This is a genomic window from Streptomyces termitum (assembly GCF_014650175.1).
Classification (GTDB): Bacteria; Actinomycetota; Actinomycetes; order Streptomycetales; family Streptomycetaceae; genus Streptomyces; species Streptomyces termitum.
The window spans coordinates 17,360-32,121 of record NZ_BMUL01000003.1 but is presented as its reverse complement, the minus strand read 5'-3'; the positions used below and the strand labels follow the sequence as shown (position 1 = coordinate 32,121).

Genomic DNA, 14,762 nt, shown 5'->3' with positions numbered 1-14,762 from the left:
GCCCCGACGGCACCGCCACCGGGACCCGTACCCACGGCGGCGCCCCCGGGACCCGCCCCCGGGCGCAGCCCCGTACCGGCGCACGCGCCCGCGGTCACGACGACATCCCCAGGGCTCGTCTCCGGGCGCAGGCCCGTACCGACGCACGCGCCCGTACACCCGTGCGGGTCCGTGCCGAGGGCGGCGGCCCCGGGGGTCGTGTCGGCGGTGCCGTCCGGGACGTGTTCGCTCGGGCGCGGGGGGTCGGTGCGAGTTCCGGCGGGTGCCGTGCTCATCGTTCGCTCCCCTCGTAGACCGCGCCCGCTTCGCCCGTCACCGGGAAGAGGCCGCCCAGGCCGGGGATCAGGACGGGGACGCGGACCGTGACGACGGCGGTGGCCATGCCGCCGTCGGGGCCGCAGGTCACGGACTCGGCGGTCCAGGCCCCGCCGAGGTGGCGGCGGGCGGCGGCGCCGCAGTCGCCGTCGACGGCGGCGGCGCGGGCGGACTCGTCGGCGGCGTTGGCCGCGAGCGTGTACGTGTAGCCGACGAGGACGATCTGCCAGAGCAGGGCGAGGGTGAGCAGGATGACGGGGACCATGCCGGTGAACTCCACCGCCGTCTGGCCCCGGTCGCCGCGCCCCCGCGCGGACTCCTCCCGCCCCGTCGCCATGGCTCAGCGGCCCCCGGTGCGGCGGCGCAGGCCGAGGGAGCCCCGGTCGCCGGTACGGGCGAGCTGTTTGCCGGGGGCGGCGGGCGCGGCGGCGCCGGCGAGGCCGAGTTCGCCGGCGAGCGTCCACAGGGCCTGCTTGACGGTGGAGCGGGCGTCGAGTTCGTGGAGGCGGCCGGCGTCGACGACGGCCTGGAGCTCCTTGTAGGCGGCGGGGACGGTGACGCCCGCGATCCGGGTGCCGGTGATCTTCTGGATGAGGGGCGGCTGGATCTCGGTGGCGCGGGAGTGGCGGTTGACGACGGTGACGATGCTCTCCGCCTTGCGGACCTGGAGCCGTTCCCACATCCGCACGGTCCGCTTGGCGGCGCGGACGGCGAGGACGTCGGGGGTGGTGACGAGGAGCGCGGTGTCGGCGGTCTCGACGGCAGCGGCGTTGGCACTGTCGAGGCGGGCGCCGCAGTCGACGACGACGACGTCGTGCCGGCCGCGCAGGGCGGCGAGGATCTGGCGGGCGGCCCGGTCGGTGACCTCCTCGCCGCGCTCGCCCTCGGCGGGGGCGAGGAGGAGCGAGAGGCCGGTCTCGTGGACGTAGAGGGCGTCCTGGAGGACACGGGGCGAGATGTCGGTGATGGCGGCGAGGTCGGCGGCGGAGCGGCGGAACTGGACGTCGAGGTAGGAGGCGACGTCGCCGCTCTGGAGGTCGAGGTCGACGAGGGCGGCGGTGCGGCCGGAGGCGCGGGCGGCGAGGGCGAGGTGGACGGCGGTGAGGGTGGTGCCGACACCGCCCTTGGCGCCGCTGACCGTGACGACGGTGCCGCCGGGTCCCGCGAGGAGTTCGGCCGTGCCGCCGCCGAGGTGGCGGCGGACGCCCGCGGACCACTGGGCGGCGGCCTGCACCCGGCCGGCGAGCTCGTCGGGGACGAGCGGCAGGGAGACCAGGCCGCGGGCGCCGGCGTCCATGGCGGCGGCGAGGAGGCCGGGCCCGGCGTCGGCGGTGGCGAGGACGACGCCGACGGCGGGGAAGCGGAGGGCGACCTCGCGGACCAGGTCGAGGGCGGGGACCGGACCGATCCGCTCGTGGACGAGGACGACCTCGGGAAGCGCGTCGAGGGATTCGGCGGCGAGCCGGTGGAGGGTGTCGACGAGCTGCGCGGAGTCGGGGACGGGCGGGGCGGTCTCGGTGTCGGGGAGCCGGCCGAGGAGGGCGGTGACGGCCCGGGCCGCGTCGGGGTCGCCGACGGCCGGCAGGATCCTGGTGGGCATGGCCGGGCCTCACTTGTCCTTGTCGAGCGTGTAGGTGCGGTCGCCGGGGGCGGGGGCCGGGGGGGCGCCGGCGGCGGTGGGGGCGACGAGGGCGAGGCGTACGTGCTCGGCGAAGGACTCGGCGTAGGCGACGCGCTGGGTGTCCTTCGCGGAGAGCGCGAAGGTGATGGGGACGGCTTCGGTGGCGCGGTCGACGCGGTCGCTGCGGGCGTCGATGGCGGTGAGCTTGCCGACGTCGATGACGCGGGCGCCGGCGACGAGGAGCCGGGACTGGCCGGGCTCGCCCTTCTTGTCGCCGGCGAAGGTGGCGTAGATGTTGACGGTGGCGCCGGCGTTGATCTTTCCGGCGACGCCGGTGGCCGCGTCGATCATGATGGCGATCTCCTGCTCGCCGGGCTTGAGCGCGGGCCGCTGGACGATCATGTCGCTCTGGAGGAGGGAGCCGGGGCGCAGCCGGGTGACGGCGATCCGGCCCTCGATGCGGGAGAGGTCGGTGACGGCGGTCTCGGGGAGCCACCGCTTCGGCATGCTGATCTTCTCGAACTGGTCGGCGCGCAGCGGCGCGTACGGCTCCACGTCCTTGGTGACGCGGTAGGCGGTGGTCTCCGGTCCGACCTTGGAGTTCACGTCGCTGATGACCGCGAGGACGCCGGCGAAGGCGCCGAGCGCGCACAGGACGGAGAGCAGCAGCAGGACGACGCCGCGGCGCTGGCGGGAGTTCATGGCCGTACTACCTCGATCGGAGACGGGGACGGAGACGGAGACGTGGGCGGAGACGGGAGCGGGGGCGGCGGCGGGGTCACCGGGGGTGTCCCGCCGCTGCCGGGGCGGACGCGGCGGGCAGGGGCGCGGCGCAGAAGCCGCAGCGGTCGCCGATGAGCTCCAGGCCGCACCAGTGGCAGGTCTCGCGGCGCACGGAGGCGACCAGCCGGTGCAGGACGGGCAGGTCGGGGAGGTACGCGGCGAACTCGACCAGCTTGGAGGTGCCCCACCAGCCGGGCGAGGAGGCGGGCAGGGCGGTCTCCTCGACGGGGCCCGCGACGCCCCAGCGGGGGGCGAGGGAGGCGGTGGGCCACTCGGTGGCGAGCTGGCCGCGGGCGATCAGCAGCCGGGTGGCGAAGCCGGGGCCGGGCAGGTCGGACTCGTCGGCGCCGACGCGGACGATCCGGGGGGAGGGCCCGGCGAGGACGGCGAAGTGGGCGCCGGGGAGCCAGCTCTTGAGGTGGGAGCCGAGGGTGACGGGGACCCGGTCGAGGCGGGAGACGGAGCCGAGGACGGCGCCCGGGTGGATGTAGTGGGCGAGGAGCCGGGCGGCGGAGGCGAGGACGCCGGGGCTGAAGTCGCAGGCGGAGAGCTGGCGGAGCTGGCGGACCAGGACGGCGGTGCCGAGCGGCGGGAGGTCGGGGCGGACCAGGGCGATCCGGTCGCTCTCCAGGAGGCCGCGGACGGTGTGCAGGCGGTGTGCGACGGCGCGCGGCGCGGAGGCCGGGCAGACGACGAGGACGTGGCCGAACCGGTCGACGAGGCGCCGCAGTTCGGTGACGGAGTCGTCGAGGCTCCGGGCGCCGGGGTCGGCGAGCACGGCGGCGTTGGGTGTCTGCGGGTCGGCGGGCGGCAGCACGAGATCCGCACCGGTGACCGCGATCGCTGTCGGCACGCCAGGCCCCCCGTCCTCCCGGCCCCCTTTCCCGCTCCCGGCCTCGGGAGCCCCGGGGGCCGCACCTCACGTCTGCTCTGCACCCTATCCACGCGGACCGTGGTGGTGAACACACAATCCGTCAACTCCCCTCCCCTTTCACCTCATCGGATTTCTTCCTTCCGCTTGTCAGAGGTCTTGACAACGCAATTGGTCTGGACCAACTTGGTGCGACAACGGCGGTGGTCACCGTCCCGACACCGCTTCCCCGCATTCCCCGCATCACACGTTTCCCCCGCACCACAGGTTTCCCGCACCACACGCCCTCCCGGCCGGCGCAGCGCGTCGGGGGCGGGGCGGCGTGCGGCATCCCCACCCCCCAACTCCCCCACCGGAGGACGCACGTGGACCGCACCACCACCCGCCGCTGGCTCGGCGGCGCCCTCGCGCTCGCCGTCGGTTCCGGCATCGCCCTGGTCGGCGGCACCGGCACGGCCATGGCCGCCGACGTCAACAACGCCCGCAACGCCGGCTTCGAGAACGGCCTCGCCAACTGGGCCTGTTCCGCCGGCAGCGGCACCGTCGTCGCCACCCCGACCCACGCCGGCGCCGGCGCCCTGAAGGCCACCCCCGGCGGCCTCGACAACGCCAAGTGCGTGCAGACCGTGACCGTGAAGCCGAACTCCACCTACACGCTGAGCGCGTGGGTGCAGGGCGGGTACGCGTACCTCGGCGCGAGCGGCACCGGGACCGGCACCGGCACGGTCTCCACCTGGTCGCCGGACTCCCCGTCCTGGAAGCAGCTCACCACCACCTTCACCACCGGCGCCTCGACCACCTCGGTCGAGATCTTCACCCACGGCTGGTACGGCACCGCCGCCTACCTCGTCGACGACGTGAGCGTCTTCGGCCCCGACGGCGGCGGCACCCAGGACCCCGACCCGGTCGTCCCGACGCCCCCCACCGGGCTGGCCGCCGGCACCCCGACCACCGGCGCGGTCCCGCTGAGCTGGGGCGCGGTCTCCGGCGCCACCTCCTACAAGGTGTACCGGGACGGGCAGCTCGCGGCGACCGTCACGGGCACCTCCACCACGGTCTCCGGCCTCGCCGCCGACACCGCGTACTCCTTCCAGGTCTCGGCCGCCAACGCGGCGGGCGAGTCCGCCAAGTCCGGTGCGGTGAGCGCCCGTACGGCCAAGAACGACGACGGCGGCAACGGCGGCACCAACCCGGCCGTCCCGAAGCACGCGGTCACCGGCTACTGGCAGAACTTCGACAACGGCGCGGCGAAGCAGAAGCTGCGCGACGTGCAGGCGGCGTACGACATCATCGCCGTCTCCTTCGCGGACTCGACGACCACGCCCGGCCAGATCGTCTTCAACCTGGACCCGGCCGTCGGCTACGCGTCGGTGGACGAGTTCAAGTCGGACGTGGCGGCCAAGAAGGCGGCCGGCAAGTCGGTGATCATCTCCGTCGGCGGCGAGAAGGGCAACGTCACGATCAACAGTGACGCCAGCGCCACCGCCTTCGCGAACAGCGCCTACGCCCTGTTCCAGGAGTACGGCTTCAACGGCATCGACATCGACCTCGAGCACGGCATCAACTCGACCTACCTGACCAAGGCGCTGCGCCAGCTCTCCGCCAAGGCCGGTCCGAAGATGGTCCTGACGATGGCCCCGCAGACCATCGACATGCAGTCCACGGGCACCGAGTACTTCAAGACCGCGCTCGCCGTGAAGGACATCCTCACGGTCGTCAACACCCAGTACTACAACAGCGGTGCGATGCTGGGCTGCGACGGCAAGGTCTACAGCCAGGGCTCGGTGGACTTCCTCACCGCGCTCGCCTGCATCCAGATCCAGGGCGGCCTCGACCCGTCCCAGGTCGGCCTGGGCGTCCCCGCCTCGACCCGCGGCGCGGGCAGCGGCTACGTCGCCCCGGCGGTCGTGAACAACGCGATCGACTGCCTCACCAAGCTCACCGGCTGCGGCACCTTCAAGCCGGCGCAGGCGTGGCCGACCCTGCGGGGCGCCATGACCTGGTCCACCAACTGGGACGCGACGGCCGGCAACGCCTGGTCGAACGCGGTCGGCGCGCACGTCCACAACCTGCCGTAACCCCTCGGCCCACCTTCCCGGGCTCCCCCCACGAGGCGCCGCCGGTGATCCGGCGGCGCCTCGCCGTGTCTCCGCCGCCGTGCCCCCGCCCCGCCGCCGCCGTGCCCCTGTCCCGTCCCCGCCGCCGTGTTCCCGCCCGTACGCGCTCCGCCCGCGCCCCGTCCCGCGCGGCGGCCGTTCCCCGTACGCGCCCCGTCCCGTTCCCCGTACGCACCCCGTACGCGCCCCGCCCCCGGCGTGGGCGTACGGCGTCCGATCATGGCCGAACTCCCTCTCTTGCCCCGTCCATGACACGCCTTCACCATGTGGCCCGGACCATCCGCACCAGCTGGTCGCACCCCCCACACTCCCCCAGGAGACAGCATGCGACGTCCCCCACGCGGCAGGAGGTCCGCCGCCCTCGCGGCCCTCGTGGCCCTCGCCCTCGCGGCGCCCCTGTCCGCCCTCTCCTCGCCCGCGGGCGCCGACCAGGCGACCGCCGGGCGGGGCGGACCGGAGGTGGTCCGGCAGTACGAGGTCACCGGACCCGCCACCCCCGCCGCCCGCACCGCGCTGGCCGCCACCGGCGTCTCGATCGACGAGGTCGACGCCCGTTCGGTCGTGGTCAGCGCCGACGCCCGGCAGCTCGACGGCCTCAGGGCGCTCGGCTACGCGCCGGTCGCGCTCCCCGGCCCGCCCGACCGGGGCGCGCCGGCCCGCACCGCCCTCGGCCCGCAGGACTTCCCCTCCGCCGACGCGAAGTACCACACGTACGCGGAGATGAACGCCGAGATCGACCAGCGGCTCGCCGCCCACCCGTCGATCATGAGCAAGCGGGTCATCGGCAAGAGCTACCAGGGCCGCGACATCATCGCCGTCAAGATCAGCGACAACGTGAACGCCGACGAGGACGAGCCCGAGGTCCTCTTCACCCACCACCAGCACGCCCGCGAGCACCTGACCGTCGAGATGGCGCTCTACCTGCTGCGCGAGCTCGGCGCCGGGTACGGCACCGACCCCCGGATCACGAACGCGGTGAACGGCCGCGAGATCTGGATCGTGCCGGACGTGAACCCGGACGGCGGCGAGTACGACATCGCCACCGGCTCCTACCGCAGCTGGCGCAAGAACCGGCAGCCCAACGCCGGCTCCTCCGCCGTCGGCACCGACCTCAACCGGAACTGGGACTACAAGTGGGGCTGCTGCGGCGGCTCCTCCGGCTCCAAGGGCTCCGAGACCTACCGGGGCGCGGCGCCCGAGTCCGCCCCCGAGGTGAAGGTCGTCGCCGACTTCGCCCGCTCCCGCGTCGTCGGCGGGAAGCAGCAGATCAAGGCGGCGATCGACTTCCACACGTACAGCGAACTGGTGCTGTGGCCCTTCGGCTGGACCAGTGCGGACACCGCGCCGGGCATGACGCGGGACGACCGGGACGCCTTCGCCACCGTCGGCCGGCAGATGGCCGCGAGCAACGGCTACACCCCCGAGCAGTCCAGCGACCTGTACGTCACCGACGGGTCGATCGACGACTGGCTGTGGGGCGCGCAGAAGATCTTCGCGTACACCTTCGAGATGTATCCGGCCTCGTCGTGGGACGGCGGGTTCTACCCGCCCGACGAGGTCATCGAGCGGGAGACCTCCCGCAACCGCGACGCGGTCCTGCGGCTCCTGGAGAACGCGGACTGCATGTACCGCTCCATCGGCAAGCAGGCGCAGTACTGCTGAGGCCCGGTCAGGCCTCGGCGGTCTCGTCGAAGTAGGCGTCCAGGACCGCGTCGAGCTCCGCCTCCCAGGCGGCGAGCCCGGCGCGGTCCGGGGCGTCGAGCTCGATCGGGTACCAGCGCCGGTCGGGGGTGTGCACGATGACGGAGAGGCGCTTGCCGAACCGCTTCGCCGCGGACTCGACCGCGCCGATCTCGTCCCAGCGGAACTCGCACTCCTCCTCGTCGTAGCGCAGCCGGACGCCCTCGGCGTCGGCGGTGATGCGCCCCCGCCGGTCGGCGGCCTCGAAGACGGGCCCGTCGCCGTCCGCCGCGTCCTCGGCGCCGCTCGCGTCACCGGCCGCGTCGGCACGCTCGTCCGCGGGCGCGCCGGCGGTCTCGCCGCCGGCGTCGTCCGGGTGCTCGGTCACGCCCTCGGGGACGGGCGACGCCGTGATGCCGGGTATGAACCCCGGGTCCGCCGAAGCGCCGTGCAGGGGCTGGATGCTGGGTCCTGTGCTCTGCTCCACGGCGGCAGTATGGCCGACGCGCCTGTGAGCGCGCCCCGAGGGGTCACCGGTCGAGGACCGCCAGGGCGTCGATCTCGATGAGGAGGCCCTTGGGGAGGCCGACGTAGACGGTGGTGCGGGCGGCGGGCGGGGCCTTGAGGTCCTGCTCCTCGAAGTACTGGTTGTAGAGGGCGTTCATCTCGGCGAAGTGGTCGGTGTCGGTGAGGTAGACGCGCATCATCATCACGTCGTCCCAGGTCGCGCCGCCCTCCTCCAGGATCGCCTTGACGTTGGCGAAGGTCTGGAGGGTCTGCTCGCGCAGGGTCGGGCCGGCCGGGGTCGGGGGCTGTCCCTCGACGGCGGGCAGGAAGCCGACCTGGCCGGCGACCTGGAGGATGTTCCCCTTGCGGACGCCGTGCGAGAACTTCGCGGGCGGGGTGGTGTGGGTGGCGGGGGTGAGGGCGGTCTTCTCACTCATCGGCGGTTGCCTCTGCTTCTTTCTGTGGGGTGGTTCCGGAGTAGTCGTGGCTGATCGCCTCCGCCGTGCGGCGCACCAGGGGCAGCAGGGCGAGGAGTTCCTCGGCGGTGACGACCACGTTGGGCGCGGAGACCGACATGGCGGCGACGACCCGGCCGTCGGCGCCGTGGATCGGGGCGGCGACGCAGTTGATGGATTCCTCGTGGCCGCCGAGGTCGGTGGCCCAGCCCTGGTCGCGGACGGTCGCCAGTTCGTGGAGGAAGGCGGCGGCGTCGGGGGTGGAGCGGGGCGTGTAGCGGGGGTAGTCGAGCCGGCCGGCGAGGGTGCGCCGTTCGGCCTCGGGCAGGTCGGCGAGGAGCAGTTTGGCGACGGCGGCGACGGTGATGGCGACCGGTTTGCCGATCCGCGAGTACATGCGGACCGGGTAGCGGCTCTCGACCTTGTCGATGTAGACGACCTCGCCGTCCTCGTGGACGGCGAGGTGGACGGTGTGGCCGGTGCGTTCGTTGAGGGCGGCGAGGTGCGGGTGGGCGATCTCGCGGACGTCGAGGTTCTCGACGGCCTCCTGCGCGAGGGCGAAGAGGCGGGCGCCGAGCCGGTAGCGCTGGTCCTGCTGCCGGTAGACGAGGCCGTGCTCGTGGAGGGTGCGCAGCAGCCGCAGGGCGGTGGACTTGTGCACGCCGAGGCGGTCGGCGACCTGCCCCAGGTCGGCGGGGCCCTGCGCGAGCAGCGGCAGGATGCTGAGCGCCCGGTCGACGGTCTGGCTCATCTCGTACGTACCTCCTCGTCGGCCTCCGTGTCGGCCGACGTCCAGCCGGGGCCGAGACGCAGTCTCCCCCAGGCGTCGGCGTCGAGCGCGGCCAGGCGGTCCGCGCGGGCCCGGGAGGGGGGCGTGGCGAGGTCGCCGGGGGTGGTGAGGGCGGCGGCGGCCATCAGGTGGCCGTGGCGGAGCCGGGCGGGCAGGCCGAGGCCGCGGAGGGTGGCGGAGAGGAAGCCGGCGGCGAAGGCGTCGCCGGCGCCGATGGTGGAGACGACGTCGACCCGGGGCGGACGCTCCTGATGGACGCTGCCGTCGATGCCGTCGGTGTCTCCGGTGCCGTCGGTGCCTCTGGCTTCTCCGGTGCCTCCGGTGTCTCTCGTACCCCCGGTGCCGCCCGCTCCCCCGGCCCGCTCCGTGCGGTCGAAGGCCGTGGCGCCGGCCGGGCCGTGTTTGACGACGAGGACGGCGGGGCGGTCGACGAGGGCGGCGACGGCGCGGGCGTCGGGGGCGCCCCACAGGGTCTCCGCCTCGTCGGCGCCGACGAAGACGAGGTCGGCGCGGTTGGCGAGGTCGAGGAGGACGCCGGCCGCGTCGCCGTCGCGCCAGAGGGCGGGCCGGTGGTTGACGTCGAAGGAGACGAGGGGGCGGCCGGGGCGGGGGGCGGTGAGGTCGTGGAGCAGGGCCCGGCAGTCGGCGGAGAGGGCGGCGGTGATGCCGGTGAGGTGGAGGATCCGGGCGCCGTCGAGGCTCTCGTGGGGGACGGTGGCCGGGGACATGGCGGAGGCGGCGGAGCCGGCCCGGTAGTAGGCGACCTCGTGGGCGTCGGTGGCGCGGTCGGCGTCGGTGCGGAAGTAGACGCCGGTGGGCCGCCGGGGGTCGCGCTGGACGGTGGTGACGTCGACGCCGTGGGCGGCGAGGGCGGCGGTGAGGTGGTCGCCGAAGCCGTCGGCGCCGACCCGGCCGGTCCAGCGGGCGCGGTGGCCGGCGGCGGCGAGGGCGCAGGCGACGTTCGACTCGGCTCCGCCGATCGCGCGGGTGAAGGAGGGGACGTCGGCGAGGCGGCCCGGCCGGGAGGGCAGGAAGGTCACCATGGACTCGCCCACGCAGACGACCTCGGGGGGTGGTCCGGCCACGGTCACGTCACGCTCCTGCGGGTCCTGGGGTGCCGGTGCGTTGACCCGGCCTCGCCCCGGATGTTAGACACCGGTGAGCGATATACGCAATGGACGTTGCATGATACGCAACGAGCGTCGAGGAGGACGTATGCCGGACGAGCTGGCGAACGAGCGCGTCGACCACCGTTTCAAGGGGCTGCCGCCGGACGCGGAGGGGCTGACCGTCGGCGAGCTGGCCGCCCAGCGCCGCTCCCTGTTCACCGGCGGCTTCACCACGCCGGTCCTCGCGCTCTCCGCCGAGTCCGTCGAGCACAACCTCCGCACCCTGGAGGAGTACGCCGAGCGGCACGGCCTGGCCTTCGCCCCGCACGGCAAGACCTCGATGGCGCCGGTCCTCTTCCGCCGCCAGATCGAGCACGGCGCGTGGGGCATCACCGCGGCCGTCCCGCACCAGGTCCGCGTCTACCGCGCGCACGGCGTCGACCGGATCTTCCTGGCCAACGAGCTGGTGGACCCGGCGGCGCTGCGCTGGCTCGCCGCCGAGCTGGACGACGACCCGGACTTCCGGCTGGTCTGCTACGTCGACTCGGTGCGCGGGGTCGAGCTGATGGACGGGGCGCTGCGGGCGGCCGGGGCGCGGCGCCCGCTGGACGTGGTGGTGGAGCTGGGCGCGGGCGAGGGCGCCAGGACCGGGGCGCGTACGGAGGCGGAGTGCGCGGCGGTCGCCGACGCGGTGGCCGCGACCGGGACGCTCCGGCTGGTCGGCGTCGCCGGGTACGAGGCGGAGGTGCCGGGCGCGGACGGGGAGTCGGTCCGGGCCTGGCTGCGCCGGCTGACCGCGCTGGCCGCCGCCTTCGACCGGGACGGCCGCTTCGGCGCGTCCGTGGAGGAGATCGTGGTGAGCGCGGGCGGCAGCGCCTGGTTCGACGCGGTGGCCGACGTCTTCGCGGAGCTGCCGGAGCTGTCCCGGCCGACGCTGAGGCTGCTGCGCTCGGGGGCGTACGTCTCGCACGACGACGGGCAGTACCGGGAGCGGACGCCCTTCAACCGGGTCCCCGGGGAGGGCGCCCTCCAGCCGGCCTTCCGGCTCTGGTCGCAGGTGGTGTCCCGGCCGTCCGCCGGGCAGGCGTTCACCAACGCGGGCAAGCGGGACGCGGCGTACGACCTCCACCTGCCGGAGGCGCAGGCGGTGCGCGACGCCCGGACCGGCGAGGTCCGGGCGGCCGACGGGATCACCGTGACCGCCCTGTCCGACCAGCACGCCTGGCTGCGCACCGGGGAGGGCGCGGAGCTGGAGGTCGGGGACTGGGTGGGGATGGGCCTGTCGCATCCGTGCACGGTCTTCGACAAGTGGCAGCTGATCCCGCTGGTGACGGCGGACGGTACGGTCGTCGACTACGTCCGCACCTTCTTCTAGGCCCGGGGAGGCCGTCATGCTGGATGTCGTCTTCCAGGACGCCGAGGTGGTCGACGGTTCGGGCGGCCCGTCCTACCGGGCCGACGTGGTCGTGGACCGGGGCCGGATCACGGCGATCGTGCAGGAGGCCGCGGCGGCCGGCTGCCAGCGGCCGACGGCCACCCGGACCGTCGACGCGGAGGGCCTGGTCCTGGCCCCCGGCTTCATCGACATGCACGCCCACAGCGATCTGGCGCTGCTGCGCGACCCGGACCACTCGGCGAAGGCCGCGCAGGGCGTGACCCTCGAAGTGCTGGGCCAGGACGGGCTGTCGTACGCCCCCGTCGACGACCGCACCCTCGGGGAGGTGCGGCGGACGATCGCCGGGTGGAACGGCGGCGGGCCCGGTGACGACGCGGTGGACCTGGACTGGCGGACGGTCGGCGGGTACCTCGACCGGCTGGACACGGCGCACGGCGGCGCGGGCATCGCGGTGAACGCCGCCTATCTGGTGCCGCAGGGCACCGTCCGGATGTACGCGATGGGCTGGGAGGACCGGCCGGCGACCCCGGCCGAGCTGGACCGGATGCGGCGGCTGGTCGCCGAGGGCCTGGAGCAGGGCGCCGTGGGCCTCTCCTCCGGCCTCACCTACACCCCCGGCATGTACGCCCCCGACGCCGAACTGACCGAGCTGTGCCGGGTGGTGGCGTCCTACGGCGGCTACTACTGCCCGCACCACCGCAGTTACGGGGCGGGGGCGCTGCGCGCGTACGAGGAGATGATCGCGCTGACCCGGGAGGCGGGCTGCCCGCTGCACCTGGCGCACGCGACGATGAACTTCGCGGAGAACGAGGGCCGGGCGCCGGAGCTGCTGGCGCTGCTCGACCGGGCGCTGGAGGCGGGGGCGGACATCAGCCTCGACACGTACCCGTACACCCCCGGCTGCACCACGCTCCTCGCGCTGCTGCCGTCGTGGGCGCAGGAGGGCGGTCCGGAGGCGGTGCTCGCCCGGCTGGCGGACGGGGCGGTGGCGGAGCGGATCGGGCACGATCTGGAGGTGACCGGTTCGGACGGCTGCCACGGGGTGCCGGTGGACTGGTCGACGATCGAGGTGTCGGGGGTGTCGGACCCGGCGCTGGCCGACCGGGTGGGCCGCCGTCCGGCGTCGTGGGAGGAGGCGCGGGCGCTGCTGCTGGCGGACCGGCTGGGGACGACGATCCTCCAGCACGTGGGGCACGAGGAGAACGTGCGGGCGATCATGCGGCACCGGGTGCACACGGGCGGTTCGGACGGCATCCTCCAGGGTGCGAAGCCGCATCCGCGGGCGTACGGCACCTTTCCCGAGTACCTGGGGCGGTACGTGCGCGAGGAGGGCGTCCTCTCCCTGGAGGAGTGCGTGGCGCACCTGACCTCGCGCCCGGCGGCCCGGCTGCAGCTGCCCGACCGGGGCCTGGTGCGGGAGGGGTACGTGGCGGACCTGGTCCTCTTCGATCCGGCGACGGTCGCGGCGGGCGCCACCTACGAGGCCCCGCGCACCCCGCCGACGGGGATTCCGTACGTGCTGGTGAACGGCCGCTTCACGATCGAGGACGGCCGCCGCACCGACGTCCTGGCGGGCCGCGCGGTCCGCCGGACGCCGCTCTAGGCGGCCGCGGCTCCCGGCGGACGCCGCTCCCGGCGGGCGCCGTTCTAGGCCGGTGCCTTCTCCGGGAGCGGGGCGCGTGCCGACGGCCACCGCTCCCGGCGCAGCCACACCGCGCCGAGGGCGAGCACCAGGCCGGCGGCGGCGAAGCCGTACCAGGGGGTGTGGCCGGAGGGCTGGGTCTCGTAGACGAGGGCGGCCGAGAGGACGGCGAGGACCTGCCCGGCCCGGCTGTGCCAGGCGACGGCCGCGACGGCGACCGTGCCCCACAGCGGGTACCAGGGCTGGACCATCGGGGAGAGCGCGACCAGCGCCAGCAGGGAGAGGCCGAGGCCGAGGACGGGGTCGATCCGGCCCCGGTACGCGCGCCACGCCAGGGCCGCGATCAGCGCGGCGGCGGCGAGCAGGCCCAGCCGCTGCACCACGGCCTTGACCGGGCCGGGGTCGTCGGCGAGGAGCGTGCCGAGCGCGAGGCCGAGGTCGCTGGTGAGGGAGAGCGGGGTGTGGATGGCGCCCGCGACGGACTGGGTGCCGAGCCAGCCGAAGCCGGTCCCGGCGAGCAGGCTCGCGCCCGCCGCGACGGCCCCGGCGACCGCGCCGGGCAGCACCAGGCCCTTGGCGATCCCCCGGGCCCCGCCGCCGGCCCGGCGGGCGACGAGGACGCCGATGAAGAGGAGAGCGACGGCGGCCGGGGACTTCACCATCACGGCGCAGCCGACGAGGACGCTGCCCCACACCCAGCGGCCGCGCACCGCGAGGAGCAGGCCGGCGAGCATGAGCCCGGCGGTCAGGCCGTCGTTGTGGACGCCGCCGACGACGTGGACGAGGAGCAGCGGGTTGAGGGCGGCGAGCCACAGGGCGCCGTCGCCGCGCCCGAAGCCGCGCACGGCCCACACGATCAGGGCGACCGAGCCGACGGCGAGCAGCCGCAGCAGCAGGACGGCGGGGACGACGGAGCCGCCGGTCAGCCGGACGGCGGCCTCGGCGAGGAGGAGGAAGGCGGGGCCGTACGGGGCGGGGGTGTCGGTCCAGTTCCCGCCGACGCTCGCCGCCGCGTCGGCGCCGAGGTCGCCGGGGCCGAGGACGGACGGCCCGGCGCCGTACACGTCGTGCCCCTCCAGGACCATCGCGCCCTGGGCGATGTAGCTGTACACGTCGGCGCTGTGCAGCGGCGGGGCGAGCAGCAGCGGCCCGGCCCAGGCGGCGAGGGTGCCGAGGGCTCCCCCGGCGATCCCGGCGGCGCCGCGTGCGAGGAGCACGCCGTACCGCCACCAGGCGAGGACGAGGAGGGTGAGGCCGAGGGCGGCGAGGACCGCCCCGGCGGTCTGCGGGCCGGTGGCGCGCGGGGTCCACAGGGGGTCGCCGCCGAGCACCGGCAGCGCTCCGGCGGCGTACCCGCCGGCCGTCACGGCGAGCGCGCCGCCCGCCCCCAGCCACCGGCATCCCGACGCGTTCACAGCCCACATGACCAGCCAACCTACCCCGGGCGGCGGGGGGCGCCGGATCGGCGGGGTGCTC

The 14,762-nt window shown here is 75.0% G+C and carries 13 protein-coding genes; 4 read left to right on the top strand and 9 right to left on the bottom strand.

The window, feature by feature from the left end; genetic code table 11:
• Positions 1–271 precede the first annotated feature (271 nt).
• The 4 genes from IE219_RS06350 to IE219_RS06335 all read right to left on the bottom strand — a co-directional run bounded on the left by IE219_RS06350 (position 272) and on the right by IE219_RS06335 (position 3,572).
• Positions 272–652: a TadE/TadG family type IV pilus assembly protein gene (locus IE219_RS06350; RefSeq protein ID WP_189975562.1), complete on the bottom strand. Its 381-nt coding sequence runs from the start codon at positions 650–652 to the stop codon at positions 272–274.
• Between the two features lie 3 nt (positions 653–655).
• Positions 656–1,915 carry a CpaE/TadZ family protein gene (locus IE219_RS06345; protein WP_189975561.1) on the bottom strand — a complete coding sequence of 420 codons (1,260 nt, stop codon included), beginning with the start codon at positions 1,913–1,915 and terminating at the stop codon, positions 656–658.
• A 9-nt stretch (positions 1,916–1,924) separates the two neighbouring features.
• A complete protein-coding gene (cpaB, locus tag IE219_RS06340) occupies positions 1,925–2,638 on the bottom strand; it encodes a Flp pilus assembly protein CpaB (RefSeq protein WP_189975560.1) in 714 nt (237 codons plus the stop codon).
• Between the two features lie 76 nt (positions 2,639–2,714).
• Positions 2,715–3,572, bottom strand: coding sequence for a hypothetical protein (locus tag IE219_RS06335; RefSeq protein WP_189975559.1), 858 nt, complete (start codon positions 3,570–3,572; stop codon positions 2,715–2,717).
• A gap of 383 nt (positions 3,573–3,955) precedes the next feature.
• On the opposite strand from IE219_RS06335, the gene IE219_RS06330 reads away from it, so the two are divergent.
• Both IE219_RS06330 and IE219_RS06325 read left to right on the top strand, forming a co-directional pair.
• Positions 3,956–5,668, top strand: a complete 1,713-nt coding sequence (locus tag IE219_RS06330; RefSeq protein WP_189975558.1) for a chitinase — start codon at positions 3,956–3,958, stop codon at positions 5,666–5,668.
• Between the two features lie 363 nt (positions 5,669–6,031).
• Positions 6,032–7,369, top strand: coding sequence for a M14 family metallopeptidase (locus IE219_RS06325; RefSeq protein WP_189975557.1), 1,338 nt, complete (start codon positions 6,032–6,034; stop codon positions 7,367–7,369).
• A 7-nt stretch (positions 7,370–7,376) separates the two neighbouring features.
• Here IE219_RS06325 and IE219_RS06320 read toward each other — a convergent pair whose 3' ends face one another.
• Genes IE219_RS06320 through IE219_RS06305 form a run of 4 tightly spaced genes read right to left on the bottom strand, consistent with a single transcriptional unit; the run spans position 7,377 to position 10,182 of the window.
• A complete protein-coding gene (locus tag IE219_RS06320) occupies positions 7,377–7,874 on the bottom strand; it encodes a hypothetical protein (RefSeq protein ID WP_189975556.1) in 498 nt (165 codons plus the stop codon).
• A gap of 43 nt (positions 7,875–7,917) precedes the next feature.
• Positions 7,918–8,331, bottom strand: a complete 414-nt coding sequence (locus IE219_RS06315; protein WP_189975555.1) for a RidA family protein — start codon at positions 8,329–8,331, stop codon at positions 7,918–7,920.
• Positions 8,324–9,100: an IclR family transcriptional regulator gene (locus tag IE219_RS06310; RefSeq protein WP_189975554.1), complete on the bottom strand. Its 777-nt coding sequence runs from the start codon at positions 9,098–9,100 to the stop codon at positions 8,324–8,326. Before IE219_RS06310 ends, IE219_RS06315 begins: the two co-directional genes overlap by 8 nt.
• Positions 9,097–10,182: a sugar kinase gene (locus IE219_RS06305; protein WP_229849654.1), complete on the bottom strand. Its 1,086-nt coding sequence runs from the start codon at positions 10,180–10,182 to the stop codon at positions 9,097–9,099. The genes IE219_RS06310 and IE219_RS06305 overlap by 4 nt, the downstream gene beginning before the upstream one ends.
• A gap of 172 nt (positions 10,183–10,354) precedes the next feature.
• Between IE219_RS06305 and IE219_RS06300 the strand changes: the two genes are divergently transcribed.
• Both IE219_RS06300 and IE219_RS06295 read left to right on the top strand, forming a co-directional pair.
• Positions 10,355–11,623 carry an alanine racemase gene (locus tag IE219_RS06300; protein WP_189975552.1) on the top strand — a complete coding sequence of 423 codons (1,269 nt, stop codon included), beginning with the start codon at positions 10,355–10,357 and terminating at the stop codon, positions 11,621–11,623.
• 16 nt (positions 11,624–11,639) lie between these two features.
• Positions 11,640–13,247, top strand: coding sequence for an N-acyl-D-amino-acid deacylase family protein (locus IE219_RS06295; RefSeq protein ID WP_189975551.1), 1,608 nt, complete (start codon positions 11,640–11,642; stop codon positions 13,245–13,247).
• 44 nt (positions 13,248–13,291) lie between these two features.
• Here IE219_RS06295 and mptB read toward each other — a convergent pair whose 3' ends face one another.
• Positions 13,292–14,710 carry a polyprenol phosphomannose-dependent alpha 1,6 mannosyltransferase MptB gene (gene mptB / locus IE219_RS06290; RefSeq protein ID WP_189975550.1) on the bottom strand — a complete coding sequence of 473 codons (1,419 nt, stop codon included), beginning with the start codon at positions 14,708–14,710 and terminating at the stop codon, positions 13,292–13,294.
• Between the last annotated feature and the right edge of the window lie 52 nt (positions 14,711–14,762).